Source organism: Magnetovibrio sp. (assembly GCF_036568125.1).
In the GTDB taxonomy this organism is placed as follows: Bacteria; Pseudomonadota; Alphaproteobacteria; order Rhodospirillales; family Magnetovibrionaceae; genus Magnetovibrio.
On record NZ_DATCTF010000011.1, the window covers coordinates 209,544 to 235,266 of the forward strand.

Consider the following 25,723-nt stretch of genomic DNA (forward strand, 5'->3'; position numbering starts at 1 on the left):
ATCATCATGAGCACCACACATGACGCCCTTCTCGACGATGCCCTGAGCTTGTGCAAACAGGCCGCCAGCGACTGCACGTCGCTGGTCGCAGCCGCACGCGCCAGCGTGCAGGCGAAAATCGTGCGCGACGGCAAGATCGATGCTGCCCTGTTGGATGCCGAGCAATTCGCCGCCCACGGTTTTTCGTGGCTGAGCACCTACGCCGTGGCCATCGAACATCTGGTCGGCTGGGCCGAACGCTTAGAAGAAGCCGGACAATTGGGCGAGCTGGAACACTTGATCCTGCAGGTCGGCACGGCGGAATATCTGTCGCAAATGGTCGGCGGCATTCCCATCAGCCAAGTCGAAATCGTCCGTCCGCGCGATCTGGGCGTCGCCCCGGAAACGGTGCGCGGCTTTTACACCGACGCGATCAAGACCCTGATCCAAGACGGCAACACCAACCACGCCCGCGTCCGCATCGCCGAGCTGTTGGACATCAACACCGCGATGTTTGGCAACGACGGATTGGGTGACGAAACCCTCGACATGGTGCAAGAGCAGTTTCGCCGTTTCGCCGCCGAAGAGGTCGCGCCCAACGCACCGACGTGGCATGACAACGACATCCTGATCCCCGACGAGATCGTCAACCAAATGGCTGAGCTTGGCGTGTTCGGCCTGACCATCGCCGAGCAGTTCGGCGGGTTGGAGATGGGCAAGACCGCCATGTGCGTGGTCACCGAAGAACTGTCGCGTGGCTACATCGGCGTCGGCTCGCTCGGCACCCGTTCGGAAATCGCGGCGGAATTGATCGCACTGGGTGGTACCGACGAACAAAAGCAAAAGTATCTGCCCGCGATTGCGAGCGGCGAGATTTTACCGACCGCGGTGTTCACCGAACCCAACACCGGATCGGACCTAGCGTCGCTCAAGACCCGCGCGGTGCGCGACGGCGACGTTTACCGCATCACCGGCAACAAGACCTGGATCACCCACGCGTCGCGTTCCGACGTGATGACGCTGCTGGCGCGCACCAATCCCGACGAACCCGGTTACAAGGGTCTGTCGATGTTCGTCATCGAAAAACCGCGCGGCACGGACAGCAACCCCTTCCCGCTTGAAGGCATGACCGGAACCGAGATCGAAGTGCTCGGCTATCGGGGTATGAAAGAGTACGAACTGGCATTCGACAATTTGGAAGTTCCGGCGTCGGCATTGTTGGGCGCGCAAGAAGGCCAAGGCTTCAAGCAATTGATGGCGACGTTCGAAGCCGCGCGCATTCAAACGGCGGCGCGCGCCGTCGGCGTGGCGACCAACGCGTTGGAACTGGGCCTGCGTTATGCCCACGATCGCATCCAATTCGGCCAGCCCATCGTCAACTTCCCACGCGTCGCGGGCAAGCTCGGCTGGATGGCGGTGGAAACGCAGATCGCACGGCAACTGACGTATTTCGCGGCGCGCGAAAAGGACCTAGAGCACCGCTCCGATATCGAGGCGGGCATGGCCAAACTGCTCGCTGCACGGGTCGCGTGGTCCAATGCCGACAATGCCTTGCAGGTGCACGGCGGCAACGGTTATGCGTTGGAATACCCGGTGTCGCGGGTGTTGGTGGATGCGCGCATCCTCAATATTTTCGAAGGTGCCGCCGAGATCCAAGCCCACGTCATCGCGCGCGGACTTCTCAAGCCTTAGTCCGTATGCGCGAGCGGCACGACGACCGTAAACGTCGAGCCTAGACCCGGCGCGCTGGTGACGCGCACATCGCCGCCCATGGCGTCGATCATGCGTTTCGCCAGCACTAGGCCGAGCCCGGTGCCTTCAACGTCCGTGCGTTCCGCGCCCAGGCGCTGAAAAGGCTCGAACAGTTGCGCACACTCGTCCGCGCTCAAGCCCTGCCCGGTGTCGGTGACATCGATGCGCAAGCCACCGGCGCCGTCATTTCTGGCGGATATTTCAACGCGACCGCCTTGAACGTTGTACTTCACCGCATTGCTCATCAAGTTGAGCAGGACTTGCTTGAACTTCATCCGGTCCACTTGGATCTGGACCTGCGGACCGGCGATCTCTGCAACGGCGAAGCGCACCGACCGCTTCAACGCCAACGGCTGAACCAACGTCACGCATTCATCGATCACACCGGCCGCAGACACGGGTTTGAGATGCACATGCATGCGCCCTGCCTCGACACTGGCGAGATCCAGAATTTCATTGATCAACGTCAGGAGATGCTCGCCGGACGTTCTGATGATGTCGAGATATTCTTGCTGCTTGTCCGACAAAAGCGTTGCGCTGTGCAGTTCCAACATTTGAGAAAATCCGATGATCGAATTCAATGGCGTGCGCAACTCGTGGCTCATGCCAGATAAAAACTCGGTCTTCGCCGCCGAGGCTTGCTCCGCCTGTTCCTTGGCCAGCAACAGTTCATGTTCGGCTTTTTTACGCCGGGTGATATCGCGTGTCGTGCCTTCCAGGCCAACCACGTTATCGTCGCGGTCATAGATGTAATGGCCGCTTGACGCCGCCCAGATCTCCGAGCCGTCTTTGCGCTGCAAACGCACTTCGTAATCTCGCACCCGCCCGCGGTTTTTCTTCAATGCTTGCAGGTAGCCCTCACGATCATTTGGGTCGACATAGAGTTCCCGCGCTTGGACGCCAATCAGTTCGTCCGGCTTGTAACCGAGTAGATTTTCAATTGCAGCAGAACACATCGTTATCCTGCCCTCGTTGTCGGTTCGATAGAAGGCTTCAACGATATTGTCGAGGATGGTGCGCACCTCTTGCTCGGAATTCTTTAATGCACGCTCCATAGTCTTGCGTTCGGTGATGTCATGGTAAACCAAAAGCATCGCATCTTCGCCGTCGACCGGCATGCGCACACCCGAAATCAGCAAGTCGCGCATCTTGCCGCTGCGGGTTCTTAAGCGAGTTTCGAAATTGGTCAGAACGCCGTTGTCGTCAAACATCTCCAGCATGCGTTTTCGCGTCTCAACCGACGGCCATACCTTCAATTCTGCGGCCGTCTTGCCGACGGCTTCACCATAGTCATAACCAATCACCTCGACCCACTTGGCATTGACGTCGATGAAGCGGCCGTTTTGGGCGTTCGTTATGGTCATCAAGCTTGGACTGGCGTGAAAAACGCTCCAGAACTTTCGTTCCGACGTGCGCAGCGCTTCTTCCGTCTGCTTGATTTTCGTGATGTCGGTTTGCACGCTGACCAATCCACCTGACGATGTGCGGCGATCGCGCGTCATCAAATGACGACCGTCTTTGAGCACCACCGGGAAGGTGCCTTCGAGTTTGAGACGATACTTCAGTTTGGTCTGCAGGTATGTTTCGGCGTCCTTGTAACCGTCCGGCACGACGACTGTGCCCGACTGCACATCTATGCGCCCCAAGTCCGTGAAGTGAACGCCGGGTCGGGTCTGTTCTTCGCTATAGTTGTAATCGTTGCGAAAGCGCGAATTGCAGATCACCAGTTTGCCGTCGTGGTCATACAGCACGAAACCCTCAGGCATGCTTTCAATGGCATCGGTGAGGTTTTGCTCTGCGCGATAAGCACGGTCGCGGGTTTCGCGCAATTCCTCTTCTGCGTCCATGCGCAGCAGCGCCAGGCCGACAATCTCTGCGCCGCGCTCAAGATGGCGGATGTCGTCAGCACTCCAGACGCGCGGGGCTTGATCGACATCGACACCGATGAAGCCGATAAACTTCCCTCCCATTTGTATGGGTGCGGTGATCGTGGCCTGAACGTCGGTGCTCAACAAAATACTTTTCAGTTCCGCCGCCTCGTCGGGTAGATGGGCGGCGTTATCGACGGCGATGCTTTTGCCTACGCGAAATTGATCCAAGCACCATCCGAAATTCTCACACGCCAAGCCCATCAAGTGTTCGCGCCGCGATTGCCCGCCATCTTGCACCCATTCGTAGGTGTTGCTGATGGTCTGTTCGTCAGGCGACAGGCGAAACAGAAATCCGCGCTCCGCGTTTAGGCCTTGGCACAGAATCTTCAGGGCCTCTTCCATCCCGTCCGTCGAGGCCTCGGCCAATAGCACCCGCGTGACGTCGGCGAGAATGGCGTCGCGTTCCTGACGGCGTTGCAAAGCGCTTTCAGCGTGACGGCGTGCCGTGATGTCTTCCTTGACCGCGACGAAGTGGGTGATTTCACCGTCAGCGCCGAAAATCGGCGCAATGGCCGTGGCTTCCCAATAGTGTTCTCCCGTGCGTTTACGGTTGCACATTTCACCGCGCCAGATTTTTCCGGCGTTGATGGTGCTCCATAAATCTTCATAAACTTCAGGAGGCGTACGCCCCGACTTCAATAAGCTGGGCTTGCGTCCAACGGCTTGCTCGCGGCTGTAGGCCGTGCTGGCGATGAACCGTTCGTTGACGTATTCGATCACCCCGTCCCGGTTCGTGATGACCACGCTGGACGGGCTGGCCTCCACCGCTTGAAAGAATTTTTTGTATTCGCTTTCGAGGTCTGAGCGCTCACCGGCTTCACCATCGTGCACAGACGAGCCGCAGGCGCACGGAATTGGGCTGCCCCGCCTCATGCCAACCGTTCGCATCAGACGATGTCTGACGCGCTGTCCAGTTGTCTGCTTATCGTTTGTGTTATCGGACGCCATGCCGGCTCCATATTCTCGTTTCAGTGTCCTCCAGGCGCACCAAACGGCAACCCTACAACTTGAAGAATAGTTGTCATGGTCTGTCAGGCTCATTACGTTACCTCTCGACCCCCCTCCACGCAACTTGTCCATTTGGATGAGACTCCTTGCAAACCGGGACGTTATCAAACATTTCTAACTCATCAAATTCAGGAGAAGCTGCATGGTCAAGCTGACCAAAATCTACACCGGGGGCGGAGACGGCGGCGAAAGCGGCTTGGTGGACGGCTCCCGGCTGACCAAAAGCCACGACCGGTTCATGGCCATCGGCGATGTCGATGAAGCCAACGCCGCCATCGGGCTGGCGCGGGCCGCTCTAAAGCCCGATAGCCATAGCGCACACCTTCTGGCGCGGGTGCAAAACGATCTGTTCGATTTGGGCGCGGACCTGGCCACCCCCGGCGAGATCGAGGGTGCCTTGCGTCTTGCGGACGGACGCGCGGCGGCGCTGGAAGCGGAAATCGACACCCTTTCCGATCAATTGGGGCCGCTGACCAGTTTCGTGTTGCCCGGCGGCAGCGAAGCATCGGCGCGTCTGCACATGGCCCGCGCCCAGGTGCGCCGCGCCGAACGCCGCGTCGTGCAGTTGCATGCCGAAAGCCCGCTCAACCCAGAAATTCTGAAATATTTGAACCGCTTGTCCGATTTATTGTTTCAGTTGTCGCGGGCTGAAAACGACATGGGCAAAGCCGACATTCTGTGGCAACCGGGCGGCAGCGATTAATTTCGCCCGGCGCACCACGATCCCTTATGCAAATCGCCCTTCGCACCTGCGAAAAGAGTTTGCAGGTGCGGCAAAACTTGCCTAAGCTCAGGGCTTGGCTGTGGCGTCTAGACTGTAGCCGCACGGGAAGCCGGATAACCATCAAACAGATACCGGAACAAAGAATATGAAGGTTTTGGTCGCCGTCAAACGGGTGGTCGACTACAACGTCAAAATCCGCGTCAAAACGGATGGGACGGGTGTCGAAACCCAGGGCGTGAAAATGTCCATGAACCCCTTTGACGAAATCGCCGTCGAAGAGGCCGTACGCTTGAAAGAAGCCGGCGCGGCTGAGGAAATTGTCGTCGTGTCCTTGGGCGTCGCCCAAGCTCAAGAAACCATCCGCACCGCCCTCGCCATGGGTGCGGACCGCGGCATCCACGTCGAAACCGACGCAGTTTTGGAGCCGCTGGCGGTCGCCAAGCTGCTCAAAGCCATCGTCGAGCGGGAAAAACCAGATCTGGTGGTGCTCGGCAAACAGGCCATCGACGACGACAGCAATCAGACCGGCCAGATGCTCGCCGCCTTGTTGGGCTGGCCGCAAGGCACCTTCGCATCCAAGCTGGCGATTGCAGAGGGTAAAGCCACCGTCACCCGCGAAGTCGATGGCGGCCTGGAAACGCTCAGCCTCGCCATCCCCGCAGTGGTGACCACCGATCTTCGTTTGAACGAGCCGCGCTATGCGTCGCTGCCCAACATCATGAAGGCGAAGAAAAAAACCATCGACAAGCTCACCACCGATGAGCTCGGCGTCGATGTGAGCGCACGCCTGCACATCGTCAGCGTCGAAGAACCCGCCACCCGCCAAGCCGGCGTCAAGGTCGCAGACGTGGCCGAATTGGTGGAAAAACTCAAGACCGAGGCAAAGGTGATCTGATGAGCGTCCTGGTTCTTGCCGAACACGACAACAGCGAACTGAAACCGCAAACCCTCAACGCCGTCGCGGCCGCCAAGCAACTGTGCGCTGCCGCCGGGGGCGATGTCGCCGTGCTGGTGGTTGGCGCCGACTGCGCCGGCGTTAGTGATGCCGCCGCCAAAATCGACGGCGTCGCCAAGGTGCTGGTCGCCGACGCGCCCGCGTTGCAAAACGCGCTGGCTGAAAACGTGGCTCCGATCCTGGTTCAGCTTGCGGGTGATTACAGCGCCTTGATGGCCGCGGCCACCACCACCGGCAAAAACATCATGCCGCGCGCCGCCGCCTTGTTGGACGTGCAGCAAATTTCCGACATCTCGGCGGTGATCGATGCCGACACCTTTAAGCGCCCCATCTATGCCGGCAATGCCATCGCCACGGTCAAAAGCAGCGATGCGGTGAAAGTCATCACCGTGCGCACCACGGCGTTCGAAGCCGCCAGCGCCGAAGGCGGCACCGCTGCAGTCGATACCATCACTGCAGTTGATGGCCCTGGCACGTCGTCCTTTGTCGGCGCTGAACTGACCAAGTCGGAACGCCCCGAACTGACCGCCGCATCCGTGATTATTTCCGGTGGCCGTGGCATGGCCTCGGGCGAGAATTTCCATTTGTTGGAAGCGGTCGCGGACAAACTGGGCGCCGCCGTCGGCGCATCGCGCGCGGCCGTGGATGCGGGCTTTGCCCCCAACGACTATCAAGTCGGCCAAACCGGCAAGGTTGTTGCCCCGGAACTTTACATCGCGGTCGGCATTTCCGGCGCCATTCAACATCTGGCCGGCATGAAAGACAGCAAAGTCATCGTCGCCATCAACAAAGACGAAGAAGCGCCAATCTTCCAAGTCGCCGATTACGGCTTGGTCGGGGATCTGTTCGACGTGTTGCCGGAACTCGCACAAAAACTATAACAGCGTTCGACGCCACGCCAAATTCGGGCTAAAAAGTTGGCTTCGCGGTTTCAAATCACCGTGGTGGGCCATTGCAAGGGAACGAGGAATATTATGTCTGTGGAAAACATCAAGAAGATCGGCGTGATCGGTGCGGGCCAAATGGGGCGCGGCATCGCCCATGTTTCGGCGCTCGCGGGATACGACGTCCATCTGCTGGATAGCAACGCGGATGCCTTGGCCGTGGCGCTCGATACCATCAAATCCTACATGGACCGCCAAGTCGAAAAAGGCAAAGCCGAACAGGCCGACGTCGATGCCGCGCTGCCGCGCATCTCGATCGGCAGCGAAATGAGCGCGTTCTCCGACGCCGATCTGGTGATCGAAGCGGCGACCGAGGACGAAGAGGTCAAAAAGGCCATCCTCCAAGATCTCTGCCCGGTCTTGAAACCCGAAGCGATCATCGCGTCCAACACCTCATCCATTTCCATCACCCGCCTGGCGGCCAAGACCGACCGCCCCGGGCAATTCGTCGGCATGCATTTCATGAACCCGGTTCCGGCGATGGAGCTGGTGGAAATGATCCGCGGCATCGCCACCAACGAAGAAACCTTCAAGACGGTTTCCGCCTTAGCGGTGAAGATGGGCAAGACACCCGTTCCGGCCGAAGATTTCCCGGCCTTCATCGTCAACCGCATGCTGATGCCGATGATCAACGAAGCCGTCTACACCCTGTACGAAGGGGTCGGCACCGTGGCCGCCATCGACAATGCCATGCGCATGGGCGCGCACCATCCGATGGGCCCGTTGCAGCTGGCCGACTTCATCGGTTTGGACACCTGCCTGGCGGTGATGAACGTGCTGCACGACGGCTTGGCCGATTCCAAGTACCGCCCCTGCCCGTTGCTGGTGAAATACGTCGAAGCCGGGTGGCTGGGTAAAAAGACCGGCAAAGGCTTCTACGACTATTCCGGCGATGAGCCTGTGCCGACGCGTTAAGTGCGTTCAGGAAGAAATGAAAAGGGCGTGAGACCGGTTCGGTCTCGCGCCCTTTTTTTTGGCGATACGCAAAGACCGACTACAGGCTGTTGTAGACAAACGTGATCCACGTTTCCGTCGACACGAACGACCATGACCACGACGCCCACTGCATGTCGAGGCCCTGCTTTTTTACATCGTCCAAGCTCAGCCCCGCTTGCTTTGCCGTCGCCACCGCTTTGGTGGTGGATTTCAGCATGCCCAAGTAGGCCTTAACCTCTTTCATATCCGAGACCGGGCCGTGACCGGGAATGACCTTGGTGTCGGCCGGGTACTGTTCGAGCACGGCCTCGATGCTCGCGATCATGCCTTGCACACTGCCGCCGTGCTCCAGATCAATCACCGGGAACATGCCGTTGAAATACAGATCGCCCAAATGCAGCACTTTAGAGTCCTTGAAGTACGCAACAATGTCACCCGAGGTGTGACTTTTGGGGAAATGGGTCAGCTCGATCTCTTCACCATTGAAGAACACCGATGCTTTTTGCGTAAACGTTACATCCGGCAAACCGGCGCGGCTTTTGGCGGGAAAATGCATCGCAAACATCTTGAATTCTTGCGGCTCAGCCAACAACGGCCGCACGGTTTCGTGTGCGATCACCACCGGCGCACCGCCAAAGTGTTCGTTATTGCCGACGTGATCGAAGTGCCAATGAGTGTTGATCAGGTATTTGAGTTCACCGCATTCGGCACAGGTTTTCATGGTGCTCAGCACATCTTCCAGCTTGTGCTCGAAACCGGGCAGCAAATCATCGACGATCAACAGTCCGTCCGGCCCCGCCGACACCCCGACATTGCCGCCTGCAAATCCGTTCAGCCCCATCACCACCGAAACGTTGCCGCCAACGCTGATCGGACCGATCGCGATGTTCGGGCCCGGCGTATGGCTATGGTCCGGGTGATCGGGCTGCACCGGCGCGGGCCCCGCGCCCGCCAGCGCCGCAACGCTCAGCGTGGACGCCAGCAGTGCAGTACACATCCCGGCGACTATTTTCTGAACAATCATGGTGTGTTCTCCTGTCAACACCATCCCGTATTGGGATGCCTGAGAACACCATATATATTCCATAAACACATTTAAATTGCCAAATAGTCATGATACTTTTTCCAATATGGAAATATTATAATCTTAAGGAAACCGAATGGACACCCTCACGTGTATGCACACCTTCGTTCGGGTGGTGGAAACGCAAAGTTTCACCAAGGCCGCCCATGAGATCGCAATCTCGCCGTCTCTGGCCAGCAAGCAGATTTCCTGGCTGGAAGGACGTTTGGGCGCCAAATTACTGAGCCGTTCGACGCGCCGCCTCAGCCTCACCGAGACAGGTGAAGCGTATTACACCCAAAGCCTCAAGGTTCTTGCCGAAGCCGATGTCGCAACCAACATCGTTTCCGAACTGCATGGCGAACCCAAGGGAACGTTGCGCATCACCTGCCCCTCGGGCCTCGGCGCGACGGTCCTTAATCAGGCTTTTGCACAATTCTCCCTTCAGTATCCCGCGATCACGCTGGAAACGCGTCTTACGGACGAAAACGTCGATTTCACCGAAGGGCGCATCGACTTCGCCCTGCGACTGGCGCCGTCGTTGCCCGATTCCAGTTTGGTGGCGAGCGAGATCGCCCGCATCAAATTGAATGTCTGCGCCGCACCGTCGTATCTGGCGCGACACGGCACGCCACAAACGCCTCAAGACCTGAAGCATCACAACTGCCTGCGCTATGTCCACACACGGATCGGTTCAGACATCTGGAACTTGAACAATGCGGCGGGCAGCCACTCCATCGCGGTCAGTGGCAACTACCGCGCCAACAACCCGAACTTTATGAAAGAAGCCGTCGCCCAGGGTGTCGGCATCGCGATTTTGCCGTCCTACATTCACGCCTGTGAACGCGAGAAAGACCGCATCACCGTGCTATTGAACGAATATGAACTCGACGAACTGAAGCTCTATCTGATCCGCGAACAGCGCGAATATATGCCGCTGAAAATGAAATTGTTTTCGTCGTTTATCAAGGATTGGGTGCGCGCCTTCATGGCTCAATGCCGTTGACACCCGGGCGCTTTCGCAACAAATCCGAAACCGAAGCGACAAAGAATTTTCACGCCCTCGTCATGCGCTCATCATGAGATTGGCCGATCCTTTCCTGGTTTTTATGAGACCCGGAAAAGGACGTGGCGCTGTGAAGCCTCTGATCGTAAACAATCTCGAGATTCGGTTGGCCGAATCTGACCACGAAGTCGACGCCTCTCAGGCGCTGCGCTATCGCATCTTTTATGAAGAGATGGGCGCGAAAGCCAGCCCGCGCGTGCTGAAGACCGAGCGCGACTTCGACCCGTATGATGAATTCTGCGATCACCTGCTGGTGATCGACCGCGAGCGTGGCTCTGCGGCGAACCCCTGCGTGGTCGGCACCTATCGTTTGTTGCGCGGCGATGTCGCCGACCAATACGCCGGCTTTTATTCGGAAAGCGAGTTTGAACTGGGTCCGCTGATCCATCGCTCCGGCCCGGTTTTGGAATTGGGCCGCAGCTGCATCGACAGCGACTATCGTTCACGCGGCACCATGCAGCTGTTATGGCGCGGTATCGCCGATTATGTGTTCAAGCACCAGATCCGATACATGTTCGGCTGCGCCTCGATCCCCGGCACCAATCCCGGCGACATGAAGCTGCCGCTGTCGTATCTCTATCACCACCACCTGGCGCCGCGCCATATCCGCACGCACGCCCTGGACAGCCGCTTCGTCGATATGAACATGATGGCCAAAGACACCATCGATGCCGGTCAGGCGCTGCGTGAGTTGCCGCCGCTGATCAAAGGCTACTTGCGTGTCGGCGGCGTGATCGGCGATGGCGCCGTGATCGATTACGATTTCAATACGGTCGATGTGAACATCATCGTGGAAACCGAAAACGTCACGTCCAAATACCTCAACCATTACACCCGCGACAGCGACAAAGCCGCTGCCGAAGGCCATGCGCAAACCACGGCACAGTCCGGTGCCACAACCAAACGGGACGCGGCTGCATGAGGTTCTCCCCCCTTCGTGCGGGTGTGAAGCTCGGTTTATTCGTGGTGTTGGTCGGCGTGCTTTTGGGGCCTTATGCCCTGCTGCTCGCCGCCGCACCCGGCAAACGTCACCATATCGCCAGGCTTTTTTTCAAAGGATGCGCAGTACTGACCGGCTTGCGCCTCAAGGTGCGTGGCATGCCCGGCGCAGACATCGCCTTGTTCGCCGCCAACCACAGCTCGTATCTCGACATTCCAGTGTTGGGCGCAGCCGTCGGCGGCGGCGTGTTCGTGGCCAAAAGCGAGGTCGCGGACTGGCCGTTGTTCGGTTTTCTGGCACGCATTTCGCGCACCGTGTTCATCAGCCGCAACGGCGCGGATGCTGCCCAACAGCGTGAGCTTCTCGCGGCGCGTATGAACAAAGGCGCCAGCCTGATCTTGTTTCCCGAAGGCACCTCGACCGACGGCTCGCACGTCAAACGGTTCAAGAGCTCACTGTTTTCTGCGCTTGAGGACGTCACCCGCGAAGCCTGGGTGCAGCCCGTCAGCATCGTTTACGCGCGCCATAAACAGGGCCGGGCGCTCAGTCAGGGAGAACGCGAAAACTACACCTGGTTCGGCGATATGACCCTGGCCCCGCATCTGCTCAACGTGTTCGGCATCAGCGGCTGCGAAGTCGAGGTGGTTTTTCACCCCCCGCTGCTGGCGAGCGCCTTCAGAGACCGCAAGCATCTCGCTACAGCATGCGAAACCGTGGTCGCAAACGCTTTGCAAAAATCGCTCGGCGCACCCCACAACGAGGACGTCTTTGATCTGGAATTCGACCCGATGTTGGATCCCTTAATGGAACCGGTGCCCCACGTCAGCGGCGAATAATCATTTCGTTTCGCGGATCTGCTCTTCAGTGAGCGCTTCGCTGTAATCCATCACCACGCCGGCTTCCTTGAACATGCGTTCGGAAAATTGGCCCTTTTCATCCCAGCGCTTTTGAAAATCGGCATCCGAGACCGAGGCTTTGTCGACCACCACGCGCTTGATGCCAACCTGCAAGATGGCGCGGGCGCAATCGGGGCATGGAATGTGGGTCACGTAGATGGTGTTGTTGAGCAGCGTCTGACCGGTACGGGTGGCGTTGTAGATGGCGTTGCGTTCGGCGTGTTCGGTCCAGTCGTATTTGTCGGGACGTTCGTGGCGTTCCGCCGCATCATCGTCTATATCGCGGGGAAAACCGTTGTAACCGTACGAGCTGGGCGTCTTGTCCTCGGCCACGATCACCGCGCCGACACGGGTGGAGCGATCCTTGGACCACGACGCGATTTCACGCGCCAAGCGGATAAAGCGGGAATCCCATTTTAGCGACATTGCGGCCCTCACAAAAAAGCGTTCCCTTTGTTTCTAGGGAACGCTCCTGCTCAACGCAAGTGAAGATAAAATGGGCCCCCGGAATCATGTTCGAGTGCGACCTGGAACAATGTGAAATACCGGGAGCCCTGGAGGTCACCCCCCAAATTTGTTCAGTGCATTTCAGCGCGGATTTTTTCGCGGAAGGCGTCGATGCACACCAGCTGACCTTTTTGCTCGACGTGCCAGAACTGCCAGCCGTTGCAACTGGGCGCTTTTTGCACAAACGCCCCGGCCTGATGAATCGAGCCCTGAAATTCCGCCGTCACCAGCGTGCCGTCGGCGCGTACCCGTGCGGAAAAGCGGCGGCGGTTGTCGTACAGCACATCGCCGGGCTTGAGCAGTCCGCGTTCAACCACGGTGCCGAACGGAATGCGCGGCGCGGTGCGCTTACTGTGGGTGCGCAGAAGCTCGAGATCCTGTTGCGCTTTGACGCGTTTGATGCGGGCCTCTGCGATCTCGGCGTATTCGGGGTCTTGTTCCAGGCCGATCCAGTTGCGGCCCAATTTACGGGCGACCGCGCCGGTGGTGCCGGTGCCGAAAAACGGATCCAAGATCACGTCGCCGGGTTCGGACGAACTCAAAATCACGCGATACAGCAGGCTTTCCGGCTTTTGCGTCGGATGGGCTTTTTTGCCGTCTTTCTTCAACCGCTCGCCACCCGAACAGATTGGCAAGGTCCAGTCCGATCGCATCTGCAAATCGTCGTTCAGCGCTTTCATCGCTTCGTAATTAAAGCGGTAGCGCGCGTCCTTGTCCTTGGCCACCCAAATCATGGTTTCGTGGGCGTTGGTAAAGCGCCGTCCCCGGAAATTGGGCATCGGGTTGGTTTTACGCCAAATCACGTCGTTGAGCATCCAGAACCCCAGGTCCTGCAACACCGCGCCGACGCGGAAAATATTGTGATAGCTGCCAATCACCCACAAGGTGCCATCGGGCTTCAACACCCGGCGCGCGGCTTTCAACCAGCGACGGGAAAACTCGTCGTAGGCCTGAAAACTTTCAAATTGGTCCCAATCGTCATCGACGGCGTCGACCTTGGTGTTGTTGGGGCGATGCAGATCACCCCCCAATTGAAGGTTATACGGCGGGTCGGCAAAGATCATATCGACGGAGCCTTCGGGAAGGCTTTCCATGTTTTCGATACAGTCCCCGACCAGGATCTTGTTCAGCGGTAAGATTGAATTGCTCATGTGGGCAACATGACCGACACATGAATCGCCGTCAAGGAATTAAATAGAATCAATATGTTAGTAGATTTTGTTAGACCTACATATTGAGTCTCAGGAATCTGCTGGACTCAACATCTTGCGAATTGGGGCAAAACTTTTTCTGTGCTCAGGGGTGATACCAAGACGCTTGAGACCGTCTTGATGGGCTTTGGTGCCATAGCCCGCATTGGCCGCCCACCCGTAGCCCGGGTACAGGCGGTCGAGTTCGGCCATCATGCGGTCGCGGCTGACCTTGGCGACGATGGATGCGGCGGCAATGGACAGCGAGCGCCCGTCGCCTTTGACCACCGCCTCGGCCGCGCACGGCAAGCCGCTCGGCACGCGGTTGCCGTCAATCAAGGCGTAATCGGGCACCACGGCCAAATCCACCACCGCCCGGCGCATCGCCAACATGGTCGCTTGCAAGATGTTCAGTTCATCGATTTCAGCGACGCTCGCCACGCCAACGCCCAGCACCGCGTCGGATTGCCGCAAACGCAACAACAGCGCTTCACGCTTTTCAGCCTTAAGTTTTTTGGAATCGTCCAAGCCGTCGATCAGGTCTTGCGGCAAGGTTTTCGGGTTGAGAATCGCCGCCCCCGCCACCACCGGCCCGGCCCATGGACCGCGCCCCGCCTCATCGACCCCGGCGACAAGGCCGGGCTTGCTCAATTCGAAGGAAAAGTCAGGCACGGCTTTGGTCTTTCGGATGATCGTCGAAGAGGAAACAGGCTATCGCGAAACGCATTGTTGTCCGACGGCTGCAGTTTGCCAAGGGGCGTTCTTCAGACCTTGTGATCCCGACGCCTGTTAGAGTAAGGCCAGTTGGTCTCCGACCTGCGGCGGCCGGGAAAAAGCATCGACGTTCAGCTTAAACTCACCGGGATCGGCGGGTGCCAATCCCAATTTCTTACACGCCAAGCAAAACCGCTGGCTCAACAACTTGGCGTGCACCCCGGTGCCGGTCATGCGCGTACCGAAGTTGGGATCGTTGTGCCCGCCGCCCCGCGACTGGCTCAGCAAGCTCATCACCCGCTTGGCTTTGCCTGGGGCGTGTGTCTGCAGCCATTCTCCAAACAGGCCTTTAAGTTCGCGTGGCAACCGCAACAAGATGTAGGTTGCGACCCGCGCCCCAGCCTCCGCGCTCGACTGCAAGATGGCTTCCAACTCGTGGTCGTTCAGCGTCGGCACCATCGGGGCGGCGAGCACCGCCACCGGAACACCGGCACCAGACAGAACTTCCATTGCCTCAAGACGTCTGGCCGGTGTCGCGGCGCGCGGTTCCATGGTGCGGGCAAGATCGCGGTCCAAGGTGGTCAACGAGATGCCCACAGAAACCAGATTGCGCGCCGCCATGTCGGCCAAGATATCCACATCGCGCGTGATCAAATGCGATTTGGTGATGATCACGGCGGGGTGGCGATAGGCGTGCAGAATTTCCAGAACTTGGCGGGTGATGCGCCGTTCCCGTTCGATCGGCTGGTAGGGATCGGTGTTGGCGCCAATCATCACCGGGGCGGGGCTATAGCTGGGCTTGCGCAGTTCCACTTCCAACACTGTCGCCAGATTGTCTTTGACGAACAGTTTGCTTTCGAAATCCAATCCCGGCGACAGGTTCATGTAGGCGTGCGAGGGCCTCGCGTAACAGTACACGCAGCCGTGTTCGCAGCCTCGATAAGGATTGAGCGATCGGTCAAAGGGCAGATCCGGCGAGGCGTTGCGCGTCAACGCCGACTTGGCACATTCAACCGTCACCTCGGTCTTGAGCTTATCGAGCTCGGCCCCCTCACCAGCCAAATCCCAACCATCGTCGACGGCGACGCGGGCGTGCGGCTCGAACCGCCCGGCATGGTTGGACACGGCGCCCCGGCCTTTTTTGGGCTGATTCGGTACGATATCGATCATCGTCGAAGCATAAGCGAATGGACGGAACATTACAAGAACACCGAAGTCTCTTTTCAACCGCCTAGAGCATGCTAATCTTTGCCCATGCTGTCGGTCATCATCCCCACCCTCAACGCCGGACAAACCTTGGGCCGCACCTTGCACAGCGTCCAGGCGTCGGCGCCGCCACTGCTGGACGTGCTGGTGGTCGATGGCGGTTCCAGCGACGACACCGCCCGCATCGCCGCCGATCAAGGCGCCAAACTGATCGAGACCCAGCCCGGACGCGGCCGCCAACTGGCCCACGGCGCTGAGGTGGCGAAGGGACCGTGGCTCTTGTTTCTACACGCCGACACCGTGTTGCCCGATGATTGGGAAGCGGATCTCAGCCGCTTCATCACCCTTGAACGCAACCAAAACCTAGCTGGCTATTTTCGCCTTCGCTTCGACATCCAAAGTCGCGCCGCCCGCCGTGTCGCGGCGTTGGCCAATTGGCGCGCCGATGTGTTGGGCTTGCCTTACGGCGACCAAGGCCTGCTGATCCACCGCGACCTTTACGAAGCTGTCGGCGGTTTTCGCGCCGAGCAAAATTTGATGGAAGATGTCGACTTGGTACGCCGCATCGGGCCGATGCGCCTCAAACGCATCAACCGCACCGTCACCACGTCGGCTACGCGCTACCAATCCGGTGGCTGGTGGGCGCGCCCGACGCGCAACGTGCTGTGTTTGGCGTTGTATCTGTTGGGCGCACCCCCACGCTGGATCGAAAGCCTGTATCGATGAGGCATCTGGTTTTGATGGCCAAAGCGCCACGCATCGGTCGGGTCAAATCCCGCCTTGCCAAAGATATCGGGCAAGTCGGGGCGTGGGCGTTTCAGCGTCGCACCCTGTTTGATGTCGCCCGCAAGTTGAAAGATGACCGTTGGCGATGTTGGCTGAGCGTCACGCCGGACCGATCGCGGTTCGAGCCGCGCATGTGGCCCAAGGGTTGGACGCTGATCTCCCAAGGCGACGGCGATTTGGGCGATCGCATGCTTAGGCCGTGGCTAGATCTGCCGCCTGGCCCTGTTGTCATCGTCGGCAGCGACATCCCCGACATCACCGCGACGCACATCGCGGCGGCGTTCGAAGCGTTGGGTGAAAACGACCTGGTGTTCGGCCCCGCCACCGACGGCGGTTATTGGCTGGTCGGCGCGAAACGCCGTCCGTGCCCGATCAACCCGTTTGCAGGCGTGCGCTGGTCGAGCGAACACGCGCTCAATGACACCATCGCCAATGTGCCGGTCGGCGCAAAGATCGGTTTTATCGAAACGCTCAGCGACGTCGACGACGAAGCCGACCTTAAACGAGGTGCTCTTTAAGGCGCGGCATCAGTTCGACCATGTTGCACGGCCGCGTGCGGGCGTCGAGTTGATGGACCAAGATGTCATCCCACGCGTCCTTGCACGCCCCGGTCGAACCCGGCAGCGCAAACAGATAGGTGCCGTTGGCGAGACCCGCGGTGGCGCGGGACTGAATGGTCGAGGTCTTGATCTTTTGATAGCTGATCCAGCGGAACAACTCACCAAAACCCGGAATTTCTTTTTCCTGCACCTGGGCGAACGCTTCGGGCGTCACGTCGCGGCCGGTCAGGCCGGTGCCGCCGGTGGCGATGACCACGTCGATGTCGTCGTCCGCGATCCAGACCTTAAGCTGTTCGACCAACATCGGCACGTCGTCCTTGATGATTTCGCGCGCGGCGACGATGTGGTTCGCGCCTTCGATGCGTTGCACCAAGGTGTCGCCCGATTTATCGGTTTCCAACGTGCGGGTGTCCGACACCGTCAACACCGCGATGCGCACCGGTAAAAATACGCGCTCCCCTTCAATTTTGGACATTGGCGGCGACCTCTTGCGGTTGTTGGCTTTGACCTGCACCCAACGCGCTGTAGCTGGGCCAAACACCCGAGGCGACAGCGTCCAGGGACGGCGCGCTTTGACCTAAGCGATTGCGATAAATCCACAAGTTGGTCAGCACGCGTTCGATAAAAATACGGGTTTCACGCGACGGCAGGCTTTCGATGAAAAACAACGCATCGTCCATGTCATCGACGTTGCGCCGCCATTTGTTGAGATTGCCCGGACCGCCGTTCCAAGCCGCAGCCATCAAGAACAGGTCGCCTTGGATTTTGTCGTCGCTGAGCAACAGCGAAATGTATTTTTGCCCCAGCTGCAAATTAAACTGCGGATCGAACAGTTCCGAACGCTTGTTCCAGCGCAAGGTTCGGTCGCGCGCGACGAAGCTCGCGGTGCCCGGCATCAACTGCATCAAACCGCGTGCGCCCGCGCCGGATTTGGCGTTGGGGTTGAAGCGCGATTCCTGACGCACCAGGGCGTAAATCAACGCTCGGTCGACCTTGAACCCGTCCGCCGGTTCCCACGACGGCAACGGATAGGACGCACCGTCGAAACCGCCGCCGTTGGGATAGAGCATCGCGTCCAGGCGCATGGTTAGTTCCGCCATGCCGGTGTGCGCGGCGATGGCGAGCATGCCGCGCGACAGCTCACGCGGGGCCAACCGCGCGGTTTGGCGCATTTCTTTTTCGGCAATAACGTCTTCGCCAATTTGCAGCAAAGCCAGGGCGCGCCGCCCGCCGTTGTGTTGCAGCAGCGCTTGCACCTCGGTGCCATCCATTGGCGGCAGGTCCCAGTTGAACGCCGGCTCGCGGCCCAACAGCTTGCTCGCCAACATGCCGTAGAACGTGCGCGGGTGTTCGGCGGCCTGTTCCAGCAACGCCATGACCTTTTCCGGACGACGCGAAATCAAATGCGCGCGCGCGGCCCAAAACGCGCTGGCGGAATGGGACCAGGGTGAAGCGTCATACTTTGCCGACAATTCGAAGTGTTCCGCGGCTTTGTCCAGCTGCCCCAGACGCCATTGCGCCAAGCCCGCCGTCCAGTGCAGCCCCGACTGATATTTGCCTGAACGGCTGGCGGCTTTTTCAGCCCACTCGACCGCCCACTGGTCGCGCCCGGCCATGAAATAACCATGGGCGAGACGTCCACGCGCCCAGTCCATGTTGTAATCGTCGAACAGCTTTTTGACCTCGGCCGTTTCGATCAGCTTTTTCACCGCCAAGGTATGGCCTTTGCGCAGGTGGCTTTTGATGGTGACCTTCAGGCGCGCAACGCGGCGGCGCTGTTCGCGGTTCAGGTGCTTGCGCTTGGGCCCTTCGGCGGCGTCGGACGACGTCGCGGGTTGATACAGCCCACGGCCGATGATCGGCTTGTCCGGATATTTGTAATTCGCCGGACGGCGTTTGAGCGCCAGTTTGTAGATCTGCTGAGCATCGTGGTGATCGGCGTATTCGGCCAGCCACGCCTTGAGTTCTTTGTATTTCGAACGGTACTTGGTGGGATGCAGATAGCGCTGCGCCAACACGTGGCCCATCAGCAGCCGGTCGGTGAGCTTTTTGATTTCACGATCGGCTTTGGCCCAATCGCCTTTTTCCTGCAGGGCGAAAATGGTGCGATAGAGCTCGGCGTCATCGGCGCTCAACACGCTGGGTAGGGCGACCTGGCCGACTTGCATCGCGGGCAGCGACGCCAGCTCGGGCGCGGCCTCTTGGGCGGCACTTACCGATGGCATCGACACAACCGCGCCCGCCACGGACGCGGCGAACGTCATCGCACGCAAAACCAGTCTTATGGAAGGCATAATGTTTTAAACAACCCCACTCACGGCACAGCGGATCGGACACCGCGCGTTTCTGACTTTATGCATATGGAAGACAACGCCCGAATCGGGTTTTATCATCCCCCCTAAATATTGATAAATCTTATACGTCACAGCCGCACATGTGGCAACGGGGGCCGCCAAACGGCGCGCGACGCAACGTTAGGCAAGCTCGGCCAGCTTAGCCTTGATCGCTATCAAATCGGACCAGGCCTCGCGTTTGTGCGCCGGCGTGCGCAGCAAATAAGCCGGATGATAGATCGCACTGGCGGCGATGGGATGTGACATTCGTCCGGTTTCATAAGTGAACCAGCGGCCACGCAAGCGGGACACACTGCCTTGCTGCGCCAAAAGCGAATGCGTCGCCGGTCCGCCAACGGTGATCAAGATGGCCGGATCGATCAGCTCGATCATGCGTTCGACGAACGGCAGACAGACCGCGATTTCGCCGGAATTGGGCGTTCGATTGCCTGGCGGGCGCCAGAACACGGTGTTGGAAATAAACACGTCCGAGCGATTTAAGCCGATGGACGCCAGCATCTTGTCCAAAAGCTGACCGCTGGCGCCGACGAACGGCACGCCTTGGCGATCTTCATCCGCGCCCGGTGCTTCGCCGATCAACACAAGCCGCGCATCGGGGTTGCCGTCACCGAACACCAGGTTCATCGCGGTCTTTTTCAACGGACAGCCGTCGAAATCTTGCAAAACCGCACGTAGCTCATCCAGGTTCTTAGCTTCACGGGCCAATTTGACGGCGCTTTTCATCGCCTCTTCGCCGACGCCGCCATCGCTCGGTCGGACCTGCGCGGGTCCGGCGCGACCGGCGGGCGTCGGCACCCCTCCGGTCTGTGCACTGTGCGCAGCGTGGTGTGCGGCATGTCCGGCGTTGGCGTCTTTCAGCAACGCTTGCGCCTCGGCGTCACGCTGGGCCTGGGCTTCGCGCACCAGGGCGTAACGGTCCAGAGGTTCTTCACCCACGGCCTCGTCCACCCCGGCATCGAGATACCAGGCCAAAACGTCGGCGGGATGGTGCAGAGCGTCTTCAAATGCGTTCATGGCCACACCATACCATCGTCACCGGGCAAGGAAAGCCTTGCTGCACCGCAAATCATTATTTCGCAGTTGCAGCATTTCCAATCCTGAGGTTTAATTTCAAGAATGTAACCGGGCGCAAAACCCGGGCCGAGAATTATAATGGCCAAGACACAGGGCAGAGCAGGAGCGCAAAGCGCATGGAACGGGAATCGATGGAATTCGACGTGGTCGTGGTCGGGGGCGGCCCGGCGGGCCTGACGGCGGCGATCCGCATCAAGCAACAGGCGCAAGTGGCGGGTAAAGACATTTCCGTGTGCGTGCTGGAAAAGGGTTCCGAAATCGGCGCGCATATCCTGTCCGGCGCGGTGATCGACCCGATCGCGCTGACCGAACTGTTTCCCGACTGGCAAGACAAAGGTGCGCCGCTCACCACCCCGGTCACGGACGACCAATTCCTGTTTTTGACCTCCCAATCCGCGTTCAAGCTGCCGACACCGCCACAAATGCACAACGCGGGTAATTTCGTCGCTTCGCTGGGCGCGCTGACGCGCTGGTTGGGCGAACAGGCCGAAACGCTGGAGATCGAGGTGTTCGCGGGGTTCGCAGCGGCCGAAATCCTCTATCACGACGACGGCCGCGTCAAAGGCGTCGCCACCGGCGATATGGGCCGCACCGCAGCGGGCGAAGAAGGCCCCAATTTCGAACCGGGCGTGGAATTGCACGCCACCTACACCCTGTTCGCCGAAGGCTGCCGCGGCTCGCTGTCGCAGCAGTTGATGGCCAAGTTCGGCCTGCGCGACGGCATCGGCCCGCAGACGTACGGCATCGGCATCAAGGAACTGTGGGAAATCAAACCCGAAAACCACAAACCCGGCACCGTCATCCACACCGTCGGCTGGCCGCTGACCAGCGACGTCTACGGTGGCTCGTTCCTCTATCACCTGGGCGACAATCTGGTGTCGGTGGGCTTCATCGTCGGGCTGGATTACACCAACCCCTATCTATCGCCGTTCGATGAGATGCAGCGATTCAAGACCCATCCCAAAATCCGCCCGGTGTTCGAAGGCGGGCGGCGCATCGCCTATGGCGCGCGCGCGCTCAACGAAGGTGGTTTTCAAGCGATTCCCAAGCTGATCTTCCCCGGCGGTGCGTTGATCGGCGCGTCGGCTGGTTTCATGAACGTGCCGCGCATCAAGGGTTCGCACACGGCGATGAAATCGGCCATCGAATGCGCCGACGCTATTGTCGCAGCGATGGGCGAAAACGCCCCCGCGTTGTTGGACGCCTATCCCGAAACGCTCCAAAAATCGTGGTTGTGGGCGGAACTGTTCAAGTCGCGCAACATTCGCCCGTCGTTCAAAAACGGCCTGTGGGCAGGCATCGCCTATTCGGCCATCGACACCTATCTATTCGCCGGGCGCGCGCCGTGGACATTCAGTCATCACAGCGACCACGACCAATTGAAGCGCGCACAAGCGCCGCTGAAAATCGACTATCCCAAACCCGACGGGGTGGTGAGCTTCGACAAGCTCAGTTCGGTATTCGTTTCCAACACCAACCACGAAGAAGACCAGCCTTGTCACCTGACCCTCAAGGACGATCGGGTGCCGGTGAACACCAACTTGGTTCTTTATGACGGGCCGGAGGCGCGCTTTTGCCCTGCCGGCGTTTATGAATTCGTCGAGGTCGAAGGCGACCCAGACAGCAAACGCCTTCAGATCAACGCCCAGAACTGCGTCCACTGCAAGACCTGCGACATCAAGGATCCGACGCAAAACATCGTGTGGACCACCCCGCAAGGCGGCGGCGGGCCTAATTATCCGAATATGTAAAAATACGCGTTCCCGTTTGTTGCCCGGCGCGCGTGGGGCGGCTACACTCTGCGCATGTTTGCTCAACGCCCCCCTCTGCGGCCTTTGGGTCCGTCTCTCCGTCCGCTGCGCACGTTCGCGGCGCTGCTGTTTGTATCCGGATGTGTTCTCAGCGCCCCGACGGTGGTGCCGGCATCAGATGGCCAGCCCCACATCGGCGAAAGCGCCGCGGGAAATTATCTCGCCGGCCGCCACGCCGAACAGGTCGGTCAAAGCCTGGCCGCGATGCAATACTACGGTATCGCCACCACCCGCGGCGATCTCGCCACCGCAGACCTATACAAACGCATCTATATTCTGGCGTTGACCGAAGGGCGCATCGACGAAGCGCTCACGTCGCTCGAAAAGGTCGAAAAAGCCGGAGAGAAAGCTCCCTTCGCCAATCTGTTGCGCGCGGTCCACGCGATCAAGATCAATAACTTCGCGCCCGTCGAGGAGCTGTTGAAAGACGAAAAAACAGGTTTGGTGCGGCTGCTGGCCCCGCCCCTGATCGCTTGGGCCAAGGTCGGTCAAAACGACCATCAAGGCGCCTTGCAGGCGCTGGCGAAGATGAAGGAAGAATCGGCGTTGGAGGCTCTGCACGACCTGCACGCCGCCCTGATCGAAGAACGCGCCGGAAACGCCAAGGCGGCGGAAGACCTGTTCGTCAGCGTGCTCGCCAAAGCCGGCATGTCGACCCGCATTACCGAACTTTTGGGTGGACACTTCGAACGGCTCGGCAAATTCGACAAAGCCACCGAGCTGTATTCGAAATTCACCAACGACGGCGAAGGCGCGGCCATGCTGGCCCTTTCTGAGGCCCGTCGCAAAGCCAACAAGAAACGCCCCCTGGACGTCGCCACCGCACAAGACGGCGCCGCCGAAGCGCTGTTCAACATCGCCAGCGTGCTCCAGTCCCAGGCCGGTGACAGCCGCGTCCAAGTGCTCGCCCATCTGTCTTTATATCTGCGCCCAAACATGACCGCCGCCAATGTCGTCGCCGCCGCCGCGCTGGAAGCGAAGGAACGTTACGCCGACGCCAACGCCATTTATGCAACCGTGCCCAAGGATTCGCCGCTGAGCTGGAACACGCGCATGCGCATGGCCGACAACCTCGACCGGATGGGCAATACCGACGACGCCGTGCACATGCTGCGCGCATTGGCGCGCGAACGCACGGATCGCGAAGTGCCGCTGATTGAACTGGGCGATGTCTTGCGCCGCCACGAACGTTTCAAAGAAGCCGCCGAGGCCTATACCGACGCATTCAAGCGCATCGAAAAAATCGACGCCCGGCATTGGACGGTGTTTTACGCCCGCGGCATCGCTTATGAGCAAACCGACCGTTGGCCTTTGGCCGAAAAAGATTTCCTCCAGGCCTTGGAGTTCGAACCCGATCAACCCTTGGTGCTCAACTATCTCGGCTACTCGTGGATCGACCAGGGTTTGCACCTGGACCGCGCCTTGAAGATGATCGAAAAAGCCGTCGATTTACGTCCCCGCGACGGTTACATCGTCGACAGTCTGGGGTGGGGCTTGTACCGTCTCGGTCAATTCGACGAAGCTGTGAAAAAGCTTGAGCGCGCGGTGATGCTGCGCCCCGCCGACCCGGTGATCAACGACCATCTCGGCGATGCGCTGTGGCAAGTCGGCCGCACCCGCGAAGCGCGCTTCCAGTGGGAACGCGCCAAGACGTTGGAGCCCGATGCGGATCTCGCCGAAATTCTGAACCAAAAGCTTAAAGACGGCCTGAAAACCGCCCCGGCGATTTAACCGAGCCATCGTCATGCCGCCGTCCCCCCGACCTCAGCGCGCCACCGTCAGCCGTTCCGCCCCGGCCAAGATCAATCTCTATCTGCACATCACCGGACGGCGCGACGACGGCTATCACGAACTCGACAGCTTGGTGGTGTTCGCCAATGTCTGCGATCTCATCACCGTTGACGAAAATCCTGACGGCGTTGACGGCCTCACCCTCGCCATTACTGGACCGTTTGCCGCAGACCTGTCGGCCGATGGCGACAACCTGGTGCTGCGCGCGGCGCGTAAATTGGCCGAACACGTCGGCATCAAGGCCACCGCGCACATCACGTTGGAAAAAAACCTGCCGGTCGCATCCGGCATTGGCGGCGGTTCGGCGGATGCCGCCGCGGCCTTGAAAGCGCTGGCACAGTTTTGGGACATCGAGCTCGCCGACGAAGCCATTCATCACGTCGCCCATGACCTCGCCGACAACATCGACTCGGCGCGCGCGCTGTCGACCTTGTTCAAGCTGTGGCGAGATGACTTGGGCAGCGACATGCTCAGTGCCATCGGGTTGAAACTGGGCGCCGACGTGCCCGTGTGCCTGGAAGGTCGCCCGGCCTACATGGGCGGCATCGGCGAACACCTGGACATGGCCCCGCACCTGCCCGTTGCATGGCTGGTGCTGGTCAATCCAGGGCTCAGCGTCTCGACCCCCGAGGTGTTCAAAGCCTACAAAGACTCCAACCATGATTTTTCCGTTCCGGCGCGGTTCCACGACCACCCCCGCGACGCCCGCCATCTGGCGCAGTTGCTGGCAGAACGCGACAACGACTTGATGGCTCCTGCAATCGCGCTGACGCCGCAAATTCAATCTGTTGTGGACGCGCTGAACGCGCTCGATGAAATCTTGCTGGCGCGCATGAGCGGCTCCGGCGCGACCTGTTTCGGTTTGTTTGCCAGCCGCGCCGCCGCTCAATCTGCGGCAAGCACCCTCGCGCAAAGCCATCCCACGTGGTGGGTTTCCGCCGCCGAAATGCTTGACACCGCACAGGTTTTCTAGACTCGCGCCCCCCGTAGCCCACGACCTCGAACGAACAGGCAATTTTTTGTCATTCGCGCTTGCGAATACGGACGATACCCCTTATTTTCCCCTCCGCACCCCGCAGCGATGCGGGGCGTCAATGTGATGGGGCGTAGCCAAGTGGTAAGGCAACGGCTTTTGATGCCGTGCACCGTAGGTTCGAATCCTACCGCCCCAGCCAAAACAGCAAAAGGCTCCCAACCGGGAGCCTTTTGTCATTGTCATTTCCATCTTAATTTGCGAACTCACAACATTAATTGCGAAACTTCGCATTAAATCTGCGACAAGCTAAAACGGCCTAGCCCTAAAAACAAAGGGTTAGGCCGTTTTCGGTTTTCGGATTGAATTTGGCATTTTTTGATCAATTCACATCCCCCGCACAATACGAACCGAACGAGATCCTCCTCCACCGAATTGTTCAACCGTGTATATTAGGAAAAGGAAAACCAGGACTTCCTTGCATCTAAAACAAAGCCGGTTTTCTCATTGCTCCTCGCCCCAACAATGGATAATTACCGGTTACGCCTTGCTGAAACTTTCGT

Annotated in this window: 22 protein-coding genes and 1 tRNA gene; 14 read left to right on the plus strand and 9 right to left on the minus strand. The window is 59.3% G+C overall.

The window, feature by feature from the left end:
* The first annotated feature begins 6 nt into the window (after positions 1-6).
* A complete protein-coding gene (locus tag VIN96_RS09360; protein WP_331895686.1) occupies positions 7-1,671 on the plus strand; it encodes an acyl-CoA dehydrogenase family protein in 1,665 nt (554 codons plus the stop codon).
* On the opposite strand, the gene VIN96_RS09365 is transcribed toward VIN96_RS09360, so the two are convergent.
* Positions 1,668-4,535 (minus strand): PAS domain S-box protein, encoded by a 2,868-nt coding sequence (locus VIN96_RS09365; protein WP_331895687.1) that lies wholly within the window; start codon positions 4,533-4,535, stop codon positions 1,668-1,670. The two genes, VIN96_RS09360 and VIN96_RS09365, sit on opposite strands and share 4 nt — an antisense overlap.
* Positions 4,536-4,812: 277 nt before the next feature.
* On the opposite strand from VIN96_RS09365, the gene VIN96_RS09370 reads away from it, so the two are divergent.
* The 4 genes from VIN96_RS09370 to VIN96_RS09385 all read left to right on the plus strand — a co-directional run bounded on the left by VIN96_RS09370 (position 4,813) and on the right by VIN96_RS09385 (position 8,208).
* Complete coding sequence (locus VIN96_RS09370) at positions 4,813-5,373, plus strand: cob(I)yrinic acid a,c-diamide adenosyltransferase (RefSeq protein ID WP_331895689.1); 561 nt, start codon at positions 4,813-4,815, stop codon at positions 5,371-5,373.
* Positions 5,374-5,539: 166 nt separating this feature from the next.
* Positions 5,540-6,289 (plus strand): electron transfer flavoprotein subunit beta/FixA family protein, encoded by a 750-nt coding sequence (locus tag VIN96_RS09375; RefSeq protein ID WP_331895691.1) that lies wholly within the window; start codon positions 5,540-5,542, stop codon positions 6,287-6,289.
* Positions 6,289-7,230 (plus strand): electron transfer flavoprotein subunit alpha/FixB family protein, encoded by a 942-nt coding sequence (locus VIN96_RS09380; RefSeq protein WP_331895692.1) that lies wholly within the window; start codon positions 6,289-6,291, stop codon positions 7,228-7,230. The genes VIN96_RS09375 and VIN96_RS09380 overlap by 1 nt, the downstream gene beginning before the upstream one ends.
* Positions 7,231-7,323: 93 nt before the next feature.
* Positions 7,324-8,208, plus strand: coding sequence for a 3-hydroxybutyryl-CoA dehydrogenase (locus VIN96_RS09385; RefSeq protein WP_331895693.1), 885 nt, complete (start codon positions 7,324-7,326; stop codon positions 8,206-8,208).
* A 79-nt stretch (positions 8,209-8,287) separates the two neighbouring features.
* Here VIN96_RS09385 and VIN96_RS09390 read toward each other — a convergent pair whose 3' ends face one another.
* Entirely contained in the window at positions 8,288-9,253 is a 966-nt protein-coding gene (locus VIN96_RS09390) for an MBL fold metallo-hydrolase (RefSeq protein WP_331895694.1), read from the minus strand.
* A gap of 136 nt (positions 9,254-9,389) precedes the next feature.
* Between VIN96_RS09390 and VIN96_RS09395 the strand changes: the two genes are divergently transcribed.
* From VIN96_RS09395 to VIN96_RS09405, 3 genes are all read left to right on the plus strand, one after another.
* Positions 9,390-10,298, plus strand: a complete 909-nt coding sequence (locus VIN96_RS09395; protein WP_331895695.1) for a LysR family transcriptional regulator — start codon at positions 9,390-9,392, stop codon at positions 10,296-10,298.
* 130 nt (positions 10,299-10,428) lie between these two features.
* Positions 10,429-11,280 carry a GNAT family N-acetyltransferase gene (locus tag VIN96_RS09400; protein WP_331895696.1) on the plus strand — a complete coding sequence of 284 codons (852 nt, stop codon included), beginning with the start codon at positions 10,429-10,431 and terminating at the stop codon, positions 11,278-11,280.
* Positions 11,277-12,134, plus strand: coding sequence for a lysophospholipid acyltransferase family protein (locus VIN96_RS09405; RefSeq protein ID WP_331895698.1), 858 nt, complete (start codon positions 11,277-11,279; stop codon positions 12,132-12,134). The genes VIN96_RS09400 and VIN96_RS09405 overlap by 4 nt, the downstream gene beginning before the upstream one ends.
* Here VIN96_RS09405 and VIN96_RS09410 read toward each other — a convergent pair whose 3' ends face one another.
* The 4 genes from VIN96_RS09410 to VIN96_RS09425 form a co-directional block, all read right to left on the minus strand.
* Positions 12,135-12,620, minus strand: a complete 486-nt coding sequence (locus VIN96_RS09410; protein ID WP_331895699.1) for a dCMP deaminase family protein — start codon at positions 12,618-12,620, stop codon at positions 12,135-12,137. It abuts the gene before it with no gap.
* A 152-nt stretch (positions 12,621-12,772) separates the two neighbouring features.
* Complete coding sequence (locus tag VIN96_RS09415) at positions 12,773-13,852, minus strand: site-specific DNA-methyltransferase (protein ID WP_331895701.1); 1,080 nt, start codon at positions 13,850-13,852, stop codon at positions 12,773-12,775.
* 90 nt (positions 13,853-13,942) lie between these two features.
* A complete protein-coding gene (locus VIN96_RS09420; RefSeq protein WP_331895702.1) occupies positions 13,943-14,563 on the minus strand; it encodes a ribonuclease HII in 621 nt (206 codons plus the stop codon).
* A 117-nt stretch (positions 14,564-14,680) separates the two neighbouring features.
* Positions 14,681-15,775 (minus strand): PA0069 family radical SAM protein, encoded by a 1,095-nt coding sequence (locus tag VIN96_RS09425; protein WP_331895704.1) that lies wholly within the window; start codon positions 15,773-15,775, stop codon positions 14,681-14,683.
* A gap of 84 nt (positions 15,776-15,859) precedes the next feature.
* Between VIN96_RS09425 and VIN96_RS09430 the strand changes: the two genes are divergently transcribed.
* Positions 15,860-16,537: a TIGR04283 family arsenosugar biosynthesis glycosyltransferase gene (locus VIN96_RS09430; protein WP_331895706.1), complete on the plus strand. Its 678-nt coding sequence runs from the start codon at positions 15,860-15,862 to the stop codon at positions 16,535-16,537.
* Positions 16,534-17,115 carry a TIGR04282 family arsenosugar biosynthesis glycosyltransferase gene (locus VIN96_RS09435; protein WP_331895708.1) on the plus strand — a complete coding sequence of 194 codons (582 nt, stop codon included), beginning with the start codon at positions 16,534-16,536 and terminating at the stop codon, positions 17,113-17,115. The genes VIN96_RS09430 and VIN96_RS09435 overlap by 4 nt, the downstream gene beginning before the upstream one ends.
* On the opposite strand, the gene moaB is transcribed toward VIN96_RS09435, so the two are convergent.
* The 3 genes from moaB to VIN96_RS09450 all read right to left on the minus strand — a co-directional run bounded on the left by moaB (position 17,096) and on the right by VIN96_RS09450 (position 20,525).
* The gene (moaB, locus tag VIN96_RS09440) at positions 17,096-17,632 is read right to left on the minus strand and encodes a molybdenum cofactor biosynthesis protein B (RefSeq protein WP_331895710.1); all 537 of its coding nucleotides are present in this window, start codon (positions 17,630-17,632) and stop codon (positions 17,096-17,098) included. The genes VIN96_RS09435 and moaB overlap by 20 nt on opposite strands.
* The gene (locus VIN96_RS09445; RefSeq protein ID WP_331895712.1) at positions 17,619-19,451 is read right to left on the minus strand and encodes a lytic transglycosylase domain-containing protein; all 1,833 of its coding nucleotides are present in this window, start codon (positions 19,449-19,451) and stop codon (positions 17,619-17,621) included. The genes moaB and VIN96_RS09445 overlap by 14 nt, the downstream gene beginning before the upstream one ends.
* 180 nt (positions 19,452-19,631) lie before the next feature.
* Positions 19,632-20,525, minus strand: coding sequence for a uracil-DNA glycosylase (locus VIN96_RS09450; RefSeq protein WP_331895714.1), 894 nt, complete (start codon positions 20,523-20,525; stop codon positions 19,632-19,634).
* Between the two features lie 176 nt (positions 20,526-20,701).
* On the opposite strand from VIN96_RS09450, the gene VIN96_RS09455 reads away from it, so the two are divergent.
* The 4 genes from VIN96_RS09455 (at position 20,702) to VIN96_RS09470 (ending at position 25,362) form a co-directional block, all read left to right on the plus strand.
* Positions 20,702-22,336: an electron transfer flavoprotein-ubiquinone oxidoreductase gene (locus VIN96_RS09455; protein WP_331895715.1), complete on the plus strand. Its 1,635-nt coding sequence runs from the start codon at positions 20,702-20,704 to the stop codon at positions 22,334-22,336.
* Positions 22,337-22,390: 54 nt separating this feature from the next.
* Positions 22,391-24,127, plus strand: a complete 1,737-nt coding sequence (locus VIN96_RS09460; protein WP_331895717.1) for a tetratricopeptide repeat protein — start codon at positions 22,391-22,393, stop codon at positions 24,125-24,127.
* Between the two features lie 13 nt (positions 24,128-24,140).
* Positions 24,141-25,160 (plus strand): 4-(cytidine 5'-diphospho)-2-C-methyl-D-erythritol kinase, encoded by a 1,020-nt coding sequence (locus tag VIN96_RS09465; RefSeq protein ID WP_331895719.1) that lies wholly within the window; start codon positions 24,141-24,143, stop codon positions 25,158-25,160.
* A gap of 127 nt (positions 25,161-25,287) precedes the next feature.
* Positions 25,288-25,362, plus strand: a tRNA-Gln gene (locus tag VIN96_RS09470).
* Positions 25,363-25,723 lie beyond the last annotated feature (361 nt).

Excerpts from the sequence above, each read along its gene's own strand:
- VIN96_RS09360 (WP_331895686.1), top strand. The coding sequence starts at position 7 with ATGAGCACCACACATGACGCCCTTCTCGACGATGCCCTGAGCTTGTGC.
- VIN96_RS09365 (WP_331895687.1), bottom strand. The coding sequence starts at position 4,535 with ATGAGGCGGGGCAGCCCAATTCCGTGCGCCTGCGGCTCGTCTGTGCAC.
- VIN96_RS09370 (WP_331895689.1), top strand. The coding sequence starts at position 4,813 with ATGGTCAAGCTGACCAAAATCTACACCGGGGGCGGAGACGGCGGCGAA.
- VIN96_RS09375 (WP_331895691.1), top strand. The coding sequence starts at position 5,540 with ATGAAGGTTTTGGTCGCCGTCAAACGGGTGGTCGACTACAACGTCAAA.
- VIN96_RS09380 (WP_331895692.1), top strand. The coding sequence starts at position 6,289 with ATGAGCGTCCTGGTTCTTGCCGAACACGACAACAGCGAACTGAAACCG.
- VIN96_RS09385 (WP_331895693.1), top strand. The coding sequence starts at position 7,324 with ATGTCTGTGGAAAACATCAAGAAGATCGGCGTGATCGGTGCGGGCCAA.
- VIN96_RS09390 (WP_331895694.1), bottom strand. The coding sequence starts at position 9,253 with ATGATTGTTCAGAAAATAGTCGCCGGGATGTGTACTGCACTGCTGGCG.
- VIN96_RS09395 (WP_331895695.1), top strand. The coding sequence starts at position 9,390 with ATGGACACCCTCACGTGTATGCACACCTTCGTTCGGGTGGTGGAAACG.
- VIN96_RS09405 (WP_331895698.1), top strand. The coding sequence starts at position 11,277 with ATGAGGTTCTCCCCCCTTCGTGCGGGTGTGAAGCTCGGTTTATTCGTG.
- VIN96_RS09410 (WP_331895699.1), bottom strand. The coding sequence starts at position 12,620 with ATGTCGCTAAAATGGGATTCCCGCTTTATCCGCTTGGCGCGTGAAATC.
- VIN96_RS09415 (WP_331895701.1), bottom strand. The coding sequence starts at position 13,852 with ATGAGCAATTCAATCTTACCGCTGAACAAGATCCTGGTCGGGGACTGT.
- VIN96_RS09425 (WP_331895704.1), bottom strand. The coding sequence starts at position 15,775 with ATGATCGATATCGTACCGAATCAGCCCAAAAAAGGCCGGGGCGCCGTG.
- VIN96_RS09430 (WP_331895706.1), top strand. The coding sequence starts at position 15,860 with ATGCTGTCGGTCATCATCCCCACCCTCAACGCCGGACAAACCTTGGGC.
- VIN96_RS09435 (WP_331895708.1), top strand. The coding sequence starts at position 16,534 with ATGAGGCATCTGGTTTTGATGGCCAAAGCGCCACGCATCGGTCGGGTC.
- moaB (WP_331895710.1), bottom strand. The coding sequence starts at position 17,632 with ATGTCCAAAATTGAAGGGGAGCGCGTATTTTTACCGGTGCGCATCGCG.
- VIN96_RS09445 (WP_331895712.1), bottom strand. The coding sequence starts at position 19,451 with ATGCCTTCCATAAGACTGGTTTTGCGTGCGATGACGTTCGCCGCGTCC.
- VIN96_RS09450 (WP_331895714.1), bottom strand. The coding sequence starts at position 20,525 with ATGAACGCATTTGAAGACGCTCTGCACCATCCCGCCGACGTTTTGGCC.
- VIN96_RS09455 (WP_331895715.1), top strand. The coding sequence starts at position 20,702 with ATGGAACGGGAATCGATGGAATTCGACGTGGTCGTGGTCGGGGGCGGC.
- VIN96_RS09460 (WP_331895717.1), top strand. The coding sequence starts at position 22,391 with ATGTTTGCTCAACGCCCCCCTCTGCGGCCTTTGGGTCCGTCTCTCCGT.
- VIN96_RS09465 (WP_331895719.1), top strand. The coding sequence starts at position 24,141 with ATGCCGCCGTCCCCCCGACCTCAGCGCGCCACCGTCAGCCGTTCCGCC.